General features: G+C 36.1%; 12 protein-coding genes, 1 tRNA gene and 2 pseudogenes. 5 read left to right on the top strand and 10 right to left on the bottom strand.

What is annotated here, in order from left to right; all coding sequences use genetic code 11:
* Positions 1 to 9: 9 nt before the first annotated feature.
* Both C7K43_RS05315 and rpoN read right to left on the bottom strand, forming a co-directional pair.
* Positions 10 to 297 (bottom strand): annotated as a pseudogene (locus C7K43_RS05315) (sugar-binding domain-containing protein); the annotation flags it as partial.
* Positions 293 to 1255, bottom strand: a pseudogene (gene rpoN, locus C7K43_RS05320) (RNA polymerase factor sigma-54); the annotation flags it as partial. The pseudogenes C7K43_RS05315 and rpoN, both read right to left, overlap by 5 nt.
* A 58-nt stretch (positions 1256 to 1313) precedes the next feature.
* On the opposite strand from rpoN, the gene C7K43_RS05325 reads away from it, so the two are divergent.
* Positions 1314 to 1385: transfer RNA gene (locus tag C7K43_RS05325), tRNA-Arg, on the top strand.
* A 443-nt stretch (positions 1386 to 1828) separates the two neighbouring features.
* Here the strand turns inward: C7K43_RS05325 and rpoE are convergent.
* Together rpoE and C7K43_RS05335 are read right to left on the bottom strand one after the other, a co-directional pair.
* A complete protein-coding gene (gene rpoE, locus C7K43_RS05330; protein WP_124005917.1) occupies positions 1829 to 2428 on the bottom strand; it encodes a DNA-directed RNA polymerase subunit delta in 600 nt (199 codons plus the stop codon).
* Between the two features lie 84 nt (positions 2429 to 2512).
* Positions 2513 to 2950 carry a YwiB family protein gene (locus tag C7K43_RS05335; RefSeq protein ID WP_124005918.1) on the bottom strand — a complete coding sequence of 146 codons (438 nt, stop codon included), beginning with the start codon at positions 2948 to 2950 and terminating at the stop codon, positions 2513 to 2515.
* A 202-nt stretch (positions 2951 to 3152) separates the two neighbouring features.
* Here C7K43_RS05335 and C7K43_RS05340 point away from each other — a divergent pair, with 202 nt between their 5' ends.
* Positions 3153 to 3968: a lipoate--protein ligase family protein gene (locus tag C7K43_RS05340; RefSeq protein ID WP_124005919.1), complete on the top strand. Its 816-nt coding sequence runs from the start codon at positions 3153 to 3155 to the stop codon at positions 3966 to 3968.
* Positions 3952 to 5310: an HD domain-containing protein gene (locus tag C7K43_RS05345; protein ID WP_124005920.1), complete on the top strand. Its 1359-nt coding sequence runs from the start codon at positions 3952 to 3954 to the stop codon at positions 5308 to 5310. Before C7K43_RS05340 ends, C7K43_RS05345 begins: the two co-directional genes overlap by 17 nt.
* A gap of 43 nt (positions 5311 to 5353) precedes the next feature.
* On the opposite strand, the gene C7K43_RS05350 is transcribed toward C7K43_RS05345, so the two are convergent.
* Entirely contained in the window at positions 5354 to 5800 is a 447-nt protein-coding gene (locus C7K43_RS05350) for an NUDIX hydrolase (protein ID WP_124005921.1), read from the bottom strand.
* A 148-nt stretch (positions 5801 to 5948) separates the two neighbouring features.
* On the opposite strand from C7K43_RS05350, the gene gloA reads away from it, so the two are divergent.
* Positions 5949 to 6323 carry a lactoylglutathione lyase gene (gene gloA, locus C7K43_RS05355; RefSeq protein ID WP_124005922.1) on the top strand — a complete coding sequence of 125 codons (375 nt, stop codon included), beginning with the start codon at positions 5949 to 5951 and terminating at the stop codon, positions 6321 to 6323.
* Positions 6324 to 6485: 162 nt separating this feature from the next.
* On the opposite strand, the gene C7K43_RS05360 is transcribed toward gloA, so the two are convergent.
* The 5 genes from C7K43_RS05360 to zapA form a co-directional block, all read right to left on the bottom strand.
* Complete coding sequence (locus C7K43_RS05360; protein WP_124005923.1) at positions 6486 to 7514, bottom strand: alpha/beta hydrolase; 1029 nt, start codon at positions 7512 to 7514, stop codon at positions 6486 to 6488.
* 187 nt (positions 7515 to 7701) lie between these two features.
* Positions 7702 to 8016 (bottom strand): thioredoxin, encoded by a 315-nt coding sequence (gene trxA, locus C7K43_RS05365; RefSeq protein ID WP_124005924.1) that lies wholly within the window; start codon positions 8014 to 8016, stop codon positions 7702 to 7704.
* Between the two features lie 79 nt (positions 8017 to 8095).
* Positions 8096 to 10471, bottom strand: a complete 2376-nt coding sequence (locus C7K43_RS05370; RefSeq protein ID WP_124005925.1) for an endonuclease MutS2 — start codon at positions 10469 to 10471, stop codon at positions 8096 to 8098.
* A gap of 88 nt (positions 10472 to 10559) precedes the next feature.
* Positions 10560 to 11102, bottom strand: a complete 543-nt coding sequence (locus C7K43_RS05375) for a CvpA family protein (RefSeq protein WP_124005926.1) — start codon at positions 11100 to 11102, stop codon at positions 10560 to 10562.
* A gap of 16 nt (positions 11103 to 11118) precedes the next feature.
* Positions 11119 to 11559, bottom strand: coding sequence for a cell division protein ZapA (zapA, locus tag C7K43_RS05380; RefSeq protein WP_124005927.1), 441 nt, complete (start codon positions 11557 to 11559; stop codon positions 11119 to 11121).
* A 190-nt stretch (positions 11560 to 11749) separates the two neighbouring features.
* On the opposite strand from zapA, the gene rnhC reads away from it, so the two are divergent.
* Positions 11750 to 12658 (top strand): ribonuclease HIII, encoded by a 909-nt coding sequence (rnhC, locus tag C7K43_RS05385; protein WP_124005928.1) that lies wholly within the window; start codon positions 11750 to 11752, stop codon positions 12656 to 12658.
* The last annotated feature ends 9 nt before the right edge of the window (positions 12659 to 12667 follow it).

Consider the following 12667-nt stretch of genomic DNA (forward strand, 5'->3'; position numbering starts at 1 on the left):
AAATTTATTTTAAAGGGTTACCCCTTTTAAAATCTCGTTTGATGCGGCTTCATCAGTGATGAGCCACGTTTGTTGCGGCGCATTTTTTAAATACGCCCGAATTGCTTTTGCCTTGCTTTTTCCGCCGGCAACAGCAAATATATAAGGAATGCTCCTTATATCTTTTAATTGTAGACCAACCCGGGGAATTTTGTAAACTATTTTGCCGTCTTCATCGAAAAAATAGCCAAAAGACTCAGCCACTGCGTTCTTTTTTTTCAGCATAAGAATTTCTTCTTCCGTCATTTTGCGGCGGGCGTTCTTTATTTAAAAAGAATTCTGTTTGATGTTGGACAATTGCTTTGCCTACACGAAAGATTGTATCACCGCGCTGCTGCATAGTTTTTTTAAGCCACTCATAATCTTGCTGCTTATCTTTTAAATACTTGATCACTTCTGGATCTTGGCTTTCCCTCATTCGTTCAAAATAATTTGATTGAAACTTAATTTCAGGCATACTTTTTCGATTGGATGAAACTTTGATTTTTTGGTCATCAATTTTTACTGTTAAATCAGGAATAATAAATAACCCTTCAGTAGATCCATAAACAGCTCCCGGAGTTGGTGTCAAATTTTGTATGTAATCAAAAATCTCTTGCACATCACTAAGAGAAACATCAAAATACTTCGCAATTTTTTCCCATTTGCGATCTACCAATTCTTCAAATTTTTCTTCTAGAACAACATACGCTAAATGCGGGGCAGCGTTATCCCGCTCAGTTTGCAACATCAAACATTCTTGCAAATCGCGGGCACCCACTCCTGCTGGATCTAATTGTTGAATTAAGGTTAAAGCGTCTAACAACTGAATAGCAGATCCCCCTGTTTTTTCCGCAGCTTCTTCTAACGAGATTTTTAAAAAGCCATTCAAATCGATATATTCAACTAGATATAATACCAGCTTACGCAAATAAGTATCCCGGTAATTTAAATGCACCTGGTCAATCAAATGTTCAAATAAAGAAATAGAATTATCAGGAATTTGGCTGAGATAATCCATCTCTTCGCCAGAAGATTTACGAGGTTTGGTATGGTTAGCTGAATATGTTGGCTGTACAACTTCCAATAAAGGATTTTCTAAAGCTCTATTATCTATAAAATCAGCTAAATCTTCTGTGTTGTATTGCAAAATTTGGATTGATTGTTGCAACTGTTGCGTCATTGCTAATTTCTGAGTTTGTTTTTGTTGTTGTGAGAATTGCTGTTCAAATTTCATTTTAAATTACCCCTTGTTTTTTTTCTTAAAATTCGCTAAACTATGTAAGGTAGCTTTGGCACCCTTAGTGTAGTGGATATCACACAAGATTCCGGTTCTTGAGACAGGGGTTCGATTCCCTTAGGGTGCGTTCATGTAACTGATTACAGTATACTTTATACAACGTAAAATAGCAAAATAGCTCTGCACAAATGTTTTTAGCTTATTATAGCTAAAAAAAAGTTTGTGCATTTTTTGTATTTTTCAAGCATTATTTCGTAGGTTTGTGCGTTTTTTGTGGGTTAAATTAAGCAAACTTTTATTGACTTACGGCTCTTTTTAAATTCAATACTGAGTTAATTACTATGTCAGAACCAATCGATTGAACGATAAAAAAACCTATCCGGTCAAAGATAAGGTTAAGTGATTAAAACTTACTATAAAGTTAACAGTTCATACTTTTTAATGAAAAATAGCAAATAACATAAAAAGTTCCGAGTAGAGAGTAGACAATTGTACTCTCACTCGGAACTTTTTAGCATGTAAAATTTTAATCTCTACTACTCTAGAGGCATTTTATCACTAATCAATAAGTTAAAATTGTTCCTCTTCTTCATCGTCGTCATCTTCGTCCACTTCATCATCATCAACGACTGTCAGATCCTCTTCGATGTTGCCTGGTAATTCTTCTTCATCATCCGTATTGTCAGCGCCGATTTCTTGTAAGTCTGAATTGTATTCAGCGATTTCTTCGTCATCATCATCGTCATCAAATAGTTCATCATCTTCAACAGCCGCCAAATCCGTATCCTCAGGGTCATCATCGTTATAATCGATAACATCTTCATCGCCACTGTTAAAGGCATTTACTTTTTTGCGTTTGCGACGACGTGTTACGTCTTCATCTTCAAGACCATGAGTTACTTCTTCATTGATCGAATCAATCGCGTACCATGAACGCAATCCCCAACTATTTTCACCTAATGAAATAAAACTTCCATCTGTGTTCAAATCCGTATAAAACTGTGCTAGAGAAGCTCGTATTTTACTATCAGGTATATCCAAATATTCTTGAATATCATTGACTAAGTCAGAAAAATCCATTACTTCGCCTTTTTGTTCTAAAATCGCATGGGCTACTTCGATCATCGATAGATCACTTTTATTTACATTTTCAAATACATTAATTTTCAAACAGGACACGTCCTTTCAAATCTAAATTCCATCATACAAAATTGTCATAAAAAAAGCAATTTTTTCTAAGAATTTTTCAAAAAACTAAGCAGAAAATTCTAGTAACAAGTGATAACTACCGATCTTTTGATCTGGCATAGATAAATCATATGCAATTGTAATTTTTCCTGCTGTTGGTTGGTCAGTTAAACTGAAATGCAAGTCTTTGGTATAAGTGCTGAAAAAAATAGTACCATAAGGCGTTTTATAACTTGTTTCAAATTTTTGACCATAAACGAATTTTAAACGCGTGCGCATTTCTCCTGTACGAACCAATTGAATAGCTCCATCAGGAAAAATTTTCATTGTAACAGATACTGGCTCTGAGTTATCCTCTTGTTCTTCTTTATAACGAATATAAAGCGTCTCTCCCATTTTAATCACTTGGCCTTTGACGTCAAACAAAAACTTTTCCCATTCATCATTTTGATTAACTTCTGTTTTTAAATGGATGGATACAGGAACACCTTTTGTTAAATCCATGCTTTTCTCTCCTCGCTTTTGCAACAAATCAGCAAGTACTATTCAATAGTACTTGCCCTCTCTTCCTCCATTTTTCACATTTTTTATTATTTGTCAATTAACTCACTCTCCAACTAAATAACGAACAAAAGTCGCACAAATCGTTTTCTGAACGCTTCTTGTGGTATATAATAAGGACATTACATAGAAAAGGACGTACGAAATGGAGACAATACTACTTGATCAAAAAGTTTTCACTAAAGAAACTGCCATGATACCTTTTGCTTTAACGGATGTTTTAACGGAAACTGCAGGTGAAACAAACACCAACTTGCTGCACTTTTGGCAATTTGAGCAAACATTTATTTTAGGAATGAAAGATACACGCGTTGATCATTTATCCGCAGGAATAGATGTTATTAAAGACAACGGTTATGATCCAGTGATTCGAAACGCAGGTGGTTTAGGCGTTATTTCTGACCAAGGTGTATTAAATATCTCCTGGATCTTTCCTAAAGAACAAATTTCAATCGATCAAGCATACGAAAAAATGGTGACACTCATTCAAAAAGCGATTCCGGAATTGGATATCAAAGCTTATGAAATCAGTCATTCTTATTGCCCAGGTAAATTTGACCTGAGTGTAGAAGGTAAAAAAATCGCAGGAATTGCCCAACGTCGAGTAAAAGAAGGAACCGCAGTAATGATGTATTTAAGCGTTTTTGGCAATCAGAACAAGCGAAGTGAGATTGTACAGGAATTTTATCAAAAAAGCCTAGCAGAAAACTACGGTAAAAATGGTTATCCCGATGTTTGGCCTTCTTCTATGACCACTCTTTCAGAGGTTTTACATAGACCCCTTACCATCCAAGAGACAAAACGTCGCTTCCTACAAGCCTTAAAGATTGACGAGCCGGCGCAAAATGCACTAAATTGGATAGAAGAAAATGAACAAGCTAACCAATTTGAGAAAAAAATGAAAAGTATGCAACAACGAAATAAACAATTAGAGGAGATTAATCATGTCCGTATCTTATAAATATCAGACACTGCCGATCGAAAAAGTGTTTCGCGATCCGGTACACAATTATATCCACATTGATCATCAAGTAATCCTTGATTTAATTAATTCAAAAGAAGTACAACGTTTGCGTCGAATCAAACAATTGGGAACTTCTTCTTTTACCTTTCATGGTGCCGAACACAGTCGTTTTTCGCATTCTTTAGGTGTTTATGAAATCACTCGTCGGATTTGTAATATATTTCAACAAAATTATTCAATTGAAAAAATTGGCGAAGATGGCTGGGATGATTCGCAGAGGCTAATTGCTTTATGCGCAGCACTTTTACATGATGTTGGACATGGCCCTTATTCGCATACCTTTGAACATATTTTCCATACTGATCACGAAGAAATCACAGTGGCAATTATTACATCACCTGAAACAGAAGTCTACCAAATATTGAACCGTGTTGAAGCTGGCTTTCCAGAAAAAGTTGCCAGCATTATCACTAAAACTTATCCTAACCCACAAGTAGTACAAATGATTTCTAGCCAAATCGATGCCGATCGGATGGATTATTTATTACGTGATGCTTATTTTACCGGGACCAAATATGGTACTTTTGATTTAACTAGGATTCTACGAGTAATTCGTCCTTACAAAAATGGGATTGCCTTTGCTATGAACGGTATGCATGCAGTGGAAGATTATATCGTATCAAGGTACCAAATGTATGTTCAAGTTTACTTTCACCCTAGTTCAAGAGGAATGGAAGTCGTTTTAGAACATCTATTGAATCGTGCACATGACCTTTTCCCAAAAGAAGCGCCAATGTTCCAAAGTAATGCGCAGTTGCTAGTGCCTTTTTTCAAAGAAAATTTTTCATTAAACGACTATTTACGCTTGGACGATGGTGTATTGAATACAGCGTTTAATCTTTGGACGGAATTAAATGACTCAATTTTAAGCGATCTGGCGAACCGTTTCTTAAATCGTAAACCACTAAAATCTTGTCGTTTTGAACCAGGCACACAGGGTCAATTAATTGATACGATGAAACAAATTGTAGAAAAAGCTGGCTTTAACCCCGAGTATTATACTGCTCTTAACTCCAGTTATGATCTGCCTTATGATTTTTACCAACCGAAGCTAGAAAAACATCGGACACAAATTGAATTACAGCAAAATGATGGCACCTTAGTTGAATTGTCACAAATTAGTCATTTAGTTGCCGCATTAGCTGGACAAGAGCAAGGCGATCATCGTTTTTATTTTCCTAAAGAAATGATTGACCCAAGATTACAAAATGACTCTGATCTGTTTGGCGAAACGTACCGTTTATTTGCCTCGCACATTTACAACGGCGCGTTGATTTAAAAAAATTGGGTCCCAGCTTAATAGCAGGACCCAATTTTTTTAATTATAAATTATGTTTCATCCATTTTTGCATTGCCCAACGATGACTGCCTCTTTTTAATAAAAGCATGGCATCATCAGGAGTAACCCAGTGAAGTTGATTATTTTTTTCGGTAGGTTCAGCAACTTTTTCCCACTGATCTGCAACGTAAAAATAGCCCGGATGTGCAAAATATGTATCACGATGACTAGAGTAAAAATATTCTTTGGCTTCGCCTAAATAAGCGCCAATTTCCACACTGAAGCCGACTTCCTCTAACATTTCCCGAGCAATCGTTTCAGCATGCGTTTCATCTTTTTCAATCTCGCCACCTGGTAAAAAGAAAGCGCCATTAGGGGCTTGTACTAAAATGACCTCTTTTTTTTCATTACGGTGAATCACAATATACGCTCCATAACGAGCTTGATAATTCTTTCCTTCTTCTTTCTTGCCAAAAACAGCTTCTTTCATCGTGTCCTCCATTATAGGTTTTCTTTGCATTTTACTTGATTTCACAAAAAGAAACAAGGTTTATTCTTCTTTTTTTATTATATTGTTTAAGTTTAAAAATACAATATGTTATAATACAACCATCTAAATTGAAAGGATGATAAAAACAATGAGAATGGCACATACATGCGTACGTGTAAAGAATCTAAACGAGTCAATTGAATTTTATGAAAATGCTTTTGGCTTTGTAGAGTCTAGCCGCAAAGATTTTCCAGAGGCAGAATTTACACTAGTTTATTTATCTTTACCAAATGATAACTATGAGCTAGAGTTGACCTACAATTACGATCATGCAGCTTATGATTTAGGCGATGGCTATGGTCATATCGCTATTGCGACTGAAGACGTCCAAGCACTACATGATAAACACGCAGCGGATGGCTTTGACGTAACAGATCTAAAAGGCCTTCCTGGAGTTCCTCCTTCTTATTATTTCATTAAAGACCCTGATGGTTATAAGATTGAAGTCATTAAAGAAGATTAATCATAGGGGGCTGTGACATAAGTTCCTTTGATAATAAAATACCCGAACTATATTTGATGAGCTTTCCTAATTGTCGTGAATTTGCGACGAGTAACCGCAGGAGCAAACTCTCTTATAGTTCGGGCATTTTTGTCTTATCTGTACTTATGTCACAGCGCCTTTTTATTCGTCAAAAAAATCTAAGATTGTTTGATAGACGAGATCTTGATTGATCTCATGAATCACTTCGTGTTTCATATCAGGAAAATCTAGCATTTCAACATTTTGGTAGCCAATTTGAAGTAAGGTTCTCTTGGTGTCAAGTAATCCTTTCTTTCCGCCTGTAATTGCTACATCCTCTGCTCCAGTGACACTCAAAATCGGCAACTCAGGATTTTGACAAGTAAATAAACCGACATCTTTCAGTCGGCGAACGCTTTCCCAGATCGTCGTAACACCAATGTTGTTATAACCAGGAAGCATTCGCGGATCACGCAATGCCTTTTCCACTTGTACTTCATCATTTGTCAGCCAGGTTTTATCTGTCGAACCAAAATTTGATAATTTTTTCAACACCCAAGAATAGCTTTGCTTCCCTGCTAATAGATCAGCAAAAAGGGCAAGTACTACACCATATTTTGCTTTTTTCTCATATTGAGCAGTGCCTGTCATTAATAATTTAGCAATGTTGAGATCATTTTTTTGTAAATACAAACGTGCTAAAACTGAACCGTAAGAATGACCATACAGATAAACTGACAAATCAGGAAAACGATCGTTGATAAACTGAGTAATCTTAAGTTGATCATTAAGCATCCGTTTCACGCTGGGCATCTGTCCTAAAGGGTTTTTGTTATCCACCGAATCACCATGACCGCGATTATCACTTAGAACAACTGCAAAACCATTTTCCGCTAAAAATGAAGCGAAATGCTGATATCTCAGTCGATGTTCCAATATCCCATGAACCACTTGTACAACGGCTTTTATGTTTCGATTTTTTGGTTGAAATACCGTCAGGGCCAAAGGCAGTCCATCATCAGCAATCAGATAAACATCTTCTTGCATGATTTGCTCCAAAGAACTGGGAACAGTCTTTTCTGGCACAGTTTCTTTTAATACAATTGTTTCTGGTTGATTTCTAAACAATAAATAACTAACCAAACCCAAACCAAGTAAATCACGTCTAACAATGGTTTTTTTCTTTTTCAAAGCACTCTCCCCTTTTTTATAACGCTTCTACAAAAACGATTTATTTAACTTTCCATAGTGATCGCAAATGATTTTAAATCCTTACTACTAAATTATAACATACCAACTTCTGCCTTTTTACGCTATTTCTTGCAACAATAAAAAAGCTCCAGACGAATGTCCAGAGCCCTTTTTAACTAAATTTATTTTACATGTGAGAAGAAATCATGGCTTCTAATTGGTCTTTTGTTTGAACACCAATCGCTTTATCAACGACTTCGCCATCTTTTTTTAGAATCAATGTTGGAATACTCATAATACCAAAACTAGCAGGTACATCTGGATTTTCATCCACATCAATTTTGACTACGCGAAATTCATCTTCGTCGTATTCTCCTTCAACTTGTTCTAAAATAGGTGCTTGCATTCTACAAGGACCACACCATGTTGCCCAAAAATCAATCATTACTAAACCTTTTTCTGTTTCCACATTAAAATTTTTATCTGTCACTGTTTGTGTCATTTTTTTGAAACCTCCAATTTAATAGACAAAGTATAGCACCTTCATCTATACTTGCAAACTAACTTGCTTATCTAACTTTTTATTTAAATTTAACTTCAGTTGCTCCATTTCCCCCTTGATTTGCCGGAGCAAATTCAAAGCTTTTCACACTGCGATGGTTTTTCAGATAATCCAGCACGCCTTTTCGTAAAGCGCCTGTTCCTTTTCCATGGACGATAGTCACTTGCGGATAACCAGCTAAAATCGCCGCGTCCAAATATTGATCAAGTTCATTTAAAGCATCTTCATAATGTTTTCCCCGTAAATCCAACTGGCTAGAAACATGTGAACCAGTAGAATTCAATGTAGATACATGACGTTTAGGCGTTTCTGGTTCTTTAGGCGCAACAGCCTGCAGATCTTCTTCATCCACATCCATTTTTAAAATACCTAATTGAACCTGCCATTTATTTTTTCCTACTTTATCTAATAGATCGCCTCGTTGATTATAAGGAATCACTAAAACTTCATCGCCTGCTTTAAATTGTTTTTCTTTTTTGGCCTTTTGTAAAACTTTATTCTTTTTCAAGTGGTCTTCTGGTTGCTGCAATTGATTTAATTCACTCTTCGCCTGAATTAATTCATTTTCCTTCACATTTTTTTGACCACTTTGCTGTTGCATTTTCCGCAGATTTGAGATAATTTCATCTGATTTATCTTTTGCTTGTTCAACAATATCATTCGCTTTGTTACGGGCTTTGGCTAACTCATTTTCTCTTTCTTCATAAAAATATTGGTAAGCCTCTTGTAGCTCCTTATGCAATTGTTCTGATTCGCTAACATAATGTCTTAATTCCAAATATTCAGTTTCAGCCATTTTACGACGGTTTTCTAAATCCGTAATCATTTCATTTAGATCTTGACTTTCACCATCCATAATTTGCTTAGCGGAATCAATAAGCGTTGATCTTAAACCTAAACGTCGCGAAATCTCAAAAGCATTACTGCGTCCTGGCACACCAATTAACAGCTTATAAGTGGGCCTTAGGGTGTCCACATCAAATTCCACAGAAGCATTTACTGTTTTAGGACGATTATAACCATAAACTTTTAGTTCAGGATAGTGTGTAGTTGCCATAACATATGCTTGTTTAGCAGCCAAATCGTCTAAAATCGCAATTGCTAAAGCCGCGCCTTCTTGTGGATCAGTTCCAGCACCTAATTCATCAAATAAAACCAAACTATTTTCATCTACTTTTTCTAATACTTCAACAATCGTTGTCATATGAGAAGAAAAGGTTGATAAATTTTGTTCAATCGATTGTTCATCGCCAATATCTGCAAATACTTCATTAAAAATTCCCATTTGACTATCTTCGCCAGCCGGAATGGGTAGGCCTGCTTGCCCCATTAACTGTAGTAAGCCTAATGTTTTTAGGGTAATTGTTTTTCCTCCCGTATTTGGCCCTGTAATAACTACAGCTTGATAGTCTTCACCAATCATAATATCATTGGCTACCACTTTGGATTGATCTAAAAGCGGATGCCTTGCCTCTTTAAAATACACATGATTTTCTTGGTTAATGACTGGCACCACGGCTTTTAAGTCTTTAGCAAATCGTGCCTTAGCATTCATAAAGTCAAATTTTCCAATTACATAAGCATTATGCAAAATTTCCTTACGACTAGGCACTAGCTCTGCTGATAATTCAGCTAAAATACGAGCAACTTCATCTCTTTCAGCAATTTGATATTGCCGTAAACGATTATTTAATTCTACTACCTGTCCAGGTTCAATAAAAAGGGTTTGTCCAGAAGAGCTCTGGTCATGAACCACACCACCAAACACATTGCGGTTTTCTTGCCTTACAGGAATCACATAACGCTCATTACGCATGGTAACAAGCGCATCACTAAGATAACGGGCCTGCTTTCCATGAATAATCCCATCTAGGTTTTCCCGAATACTTTGTTCGCTGCGTGCAATGTTGCGACGAATGTTTTTTATCTCAGCAGATGCATCATCTGTGACCCGTCCGTCCTCATCAATCGCAGCCTTCAGGCGTTTTCTTAAGACCGGCAATGCTGTTAATTGTTCTTGCCAATCATATAAACGATAAAACTGAGTTTCGTCTTCTTTAAATTCTGCTAAAAAACGATCTACTTCTGCAGCTGTTGATAAAACGCGTGAAATTTGGGCTAACTCAACACCATTCAAATCAGCGCCAATTTCAATTCTTTTCATGTGAGGTTGAATATTTTCAACTTTAGGAATTGGAATTCCTCCACGCAAACGGAGAACTTTCATCGCATCATCTGTTTCTTCTAAATAAGAAGTAATCACAAGTTTATCTTTTACTGGTACTAAGCGCTGCAGTTCTTCTTTTCCCTGATCTGTTACCAGATGTTGTACAATTTGTGATTTCACTTGGTTAAATTCTAAGGTAGTTAGAATATCCTTATTTAATTCGTTCATTTTGTTCACCTGCTTTCCCCTCATTTTCTCTATCTGCGTCAAAATAGAGCAGCTTTGCGTTCATTTGCAAAAAACTGCTCTATAATTTTCAAACAATATTGGTTATCCATAATTTATCAAGCATGTTAGATAAAAATGGCGTCTTATCGACAATCAAATCAGCAGTGAAACTTCTAGTAAATATATTTTGAATGGCATCAATTGGCAACATCGTTAAAAGTTTTAAACATAATAAAATTGTTATATACATCAATACCGTATTCAGGATTCCTGCAACTAGCCAATCATCTTCAAGTACCCGCTTGAAACGAAGGTTCCTGACAAAAACCAAAACTAACTTGGTAAGTAGCCAGCCGAAAACTAACCAGCCAATAAAAGCAACGGCTGCATAATATGCTTTATCTAGGCCAAATGACAATTCTTGACTGTAATAAACCATCTCTGTCTCCGGTGTTACAGATAAATATGGTACATATAATTCAATTTTTTCGCCCCATTCTTCATAAACGCTCATGGCAAGAAAAAAAGAAAGGATACAACCTACAGTATATACTAGCTGTAAAGCTGTTGCTCGCCTTGCACCATTATAAAAAGAAAATAATAATAGTAAAAAGATTATAAATCCGATCATCCAGTCTTCCTTTCTGCTAGCCCTGAGTTACTTTTTGTTGAATACTCTGCTTGCGGTTTTCATTTAATATTTGTTGTGCTTCTACATGGTTATTAATCTCCACGTCAGTTTTTCCTTGTTTTTCCAATACTTCTTTTGCTTCTTGCTCAATCTTTTCGATGCGTTGAACCTGGTTTTCAAGTTCCGTTACTTTAATTGCTTTTTTATGTAACGTGTCATTTTCCTCTTTTATTTTCAATAATTCTTCTTGTTTTTTTAACTGATCTGACACCGCATTGATGGCAAGCAGAATCGCTGCTTGTTCATTCTCCATTTGCGAAGACATTTTCTTGATCTCTTTGAGCTGATCGTTGACAAGCTCAGTTACCATTTTCATGTGCTTTGGACTTTCTTTACTGATAATGGTGTAGTTCTGATTTTCAATCACCGCTTTAAAACGATTCTTCTGCTTTGCCAATTCGTTCAGCCTCCCATGTTTTACAAGTATTTTCTCATTATAACACTTCTAATGTTTCTTCTTGAAAATACTTTTCTATTATAAAGGAAAATTTTAAATTTTTCCACGTATTCATTTATTTTACTACATTTCAATTAAATACGCATTATGCTAAAATAAAGCCACTTATATTTAGAGAGGAAAATCCTTCATGGGAACAACCGTCGTTAAGCTAACTACACAGAAATTAAAAGATGCTGCACTATATTATAAACCTTATACAACACCACGTAAGATTCCTTACGCCGCTTTTTTCGCTAAAAAAGATGGGATCACTATTACCGCCTACAATTCTGGGAAAGTAATGTTTCAAGGGGATAACGAGGAGAAAGAAGCCTCGTTATGGCAAAACGGACAAGTAGATAAACCGAAACACACAGCCAGCCTACCTGCTGATTTCGCTCAAAAAAGTATTATTGGCAGCGATGAAGTCGGTAATGGCAGTTATTTTGGTCCTTTAGTCGTTTGTGCTGTCTATGCGGATAAAACACACTTAAAACCGCTAAAACAACTAGGTGTCAAAGACTCTAAAATGCTAAGTGACACGCAAATTTTGACACTTGCTCCTAAAATAAAAGAATTAGTCCCTTATCAAAAACTAGTGGTTACGCCGCAAAAATATAATCAAATACAGCCAAAGTATAATGCTGTACACATGAAAGTCGTCTTGCATAATCAATGTATTCAACTATTATTACAAAAAATTAGTCCTAAAGTACCCGAAGCGATCTTAATTGACCAGTTTGCTAAAGAAACCACCTATCGCAAGTATTTAAAAACCGAAGAAAATCCAGTGACTCAAAACCTTTATTTTATTACTAAAGGCGAACAATACCATTTGGCTGTCGCAGCAGCTTCGATTATTTGTCGTGCAGAATTTTTGGATTCGCTCAAACAACAATCTCAAGAAGTGGGTATCGAACTCCCCTCTGGAGCAGGTTCGAAATCTGATAAGCAAGCAGCCAAAGTCATAAAAAAAGGCGGCGTTGAGTTACTAGCTCATCATGCGAAACTACACTTTAAAAATACTGAGAAGGCAAAGAAAATGGTACAAAACTAATATTGCTTG

This window comes from Tetragenococcus koreensis (genome assembly GCF_003795145.1).
Classification (GTDB): domain Bacteria; phylum Bacillota; class Bacilli; order Lactobacillales; family Enterococcaceae; genus Tetragenococcus; species Tetragenococcus koreensis.

Excerpts from the sequence above, each read along its gene's own strand:
- C7K43_RS05350 (WP_124005921.1), bottom strand. The coding sequence starts at position 5,800 with ATGAAAGAAGCTGTTTTTGGCAAGAAAGAAGAAGGAAAGAATTATCAA.
- C7K43_RS05345 (WP_124005920.1), top strand. The coding sequence starts at position 3,952 with ATGTCCGTATCTTATAAATATCAGACACTGCCGATCGAAAAAGTGTTT.
- C7K43_RS05375 (WP_124005926.1), bottom strand. The coding sequence starts at position 11,102 with ATGATCGGATTTATAATCTTTTTACTATTATTATTTTCTTTTTATAAT.
- trxA (WP_124005924.1), bottom strand. The coding sequence starts at position 8,016 with ATGACACAAACAGTGACAGATAAAAATTTTAATGTGGAAACAGAAAAA.
- rnhC (WP_124005928.1), top strand. The coding sequence starts at position 11,750 with ATGGGAACAACCGTCGTTAAGCTAACTACACAGAAATTAAAAGATGCT.
- C7K43_RS05340 (WP_124005919.1), top strand. The coding sequence starts at position 3,153 with ATGGAGACAATACTACTTGATCAAAAAGTTTTCACTAAAGAAACTGCC.
- C7K43_RS05370 (WP_124005925.1), bottom strand. The coding sequence starts at position 10,471 with ATGAACGAATTAAATAAGGATATTCTAACTACCTTAGAATTTAACCAA.
- C7K43_RS05335 (WP_124005918.1), bottom strand. The coding sequence starts at position 2,950 with ATGGATTTAACAAAAGGTGTTCCTGTATCCATCCATTTAAAAACAGAA.
- gloA (WP_124005922.1), top strand. The coding sequence starts at position 5,949 with ATGAGAATGGCACATACATGCGTACGTGTAAAGAATCTAAACGAGTCA.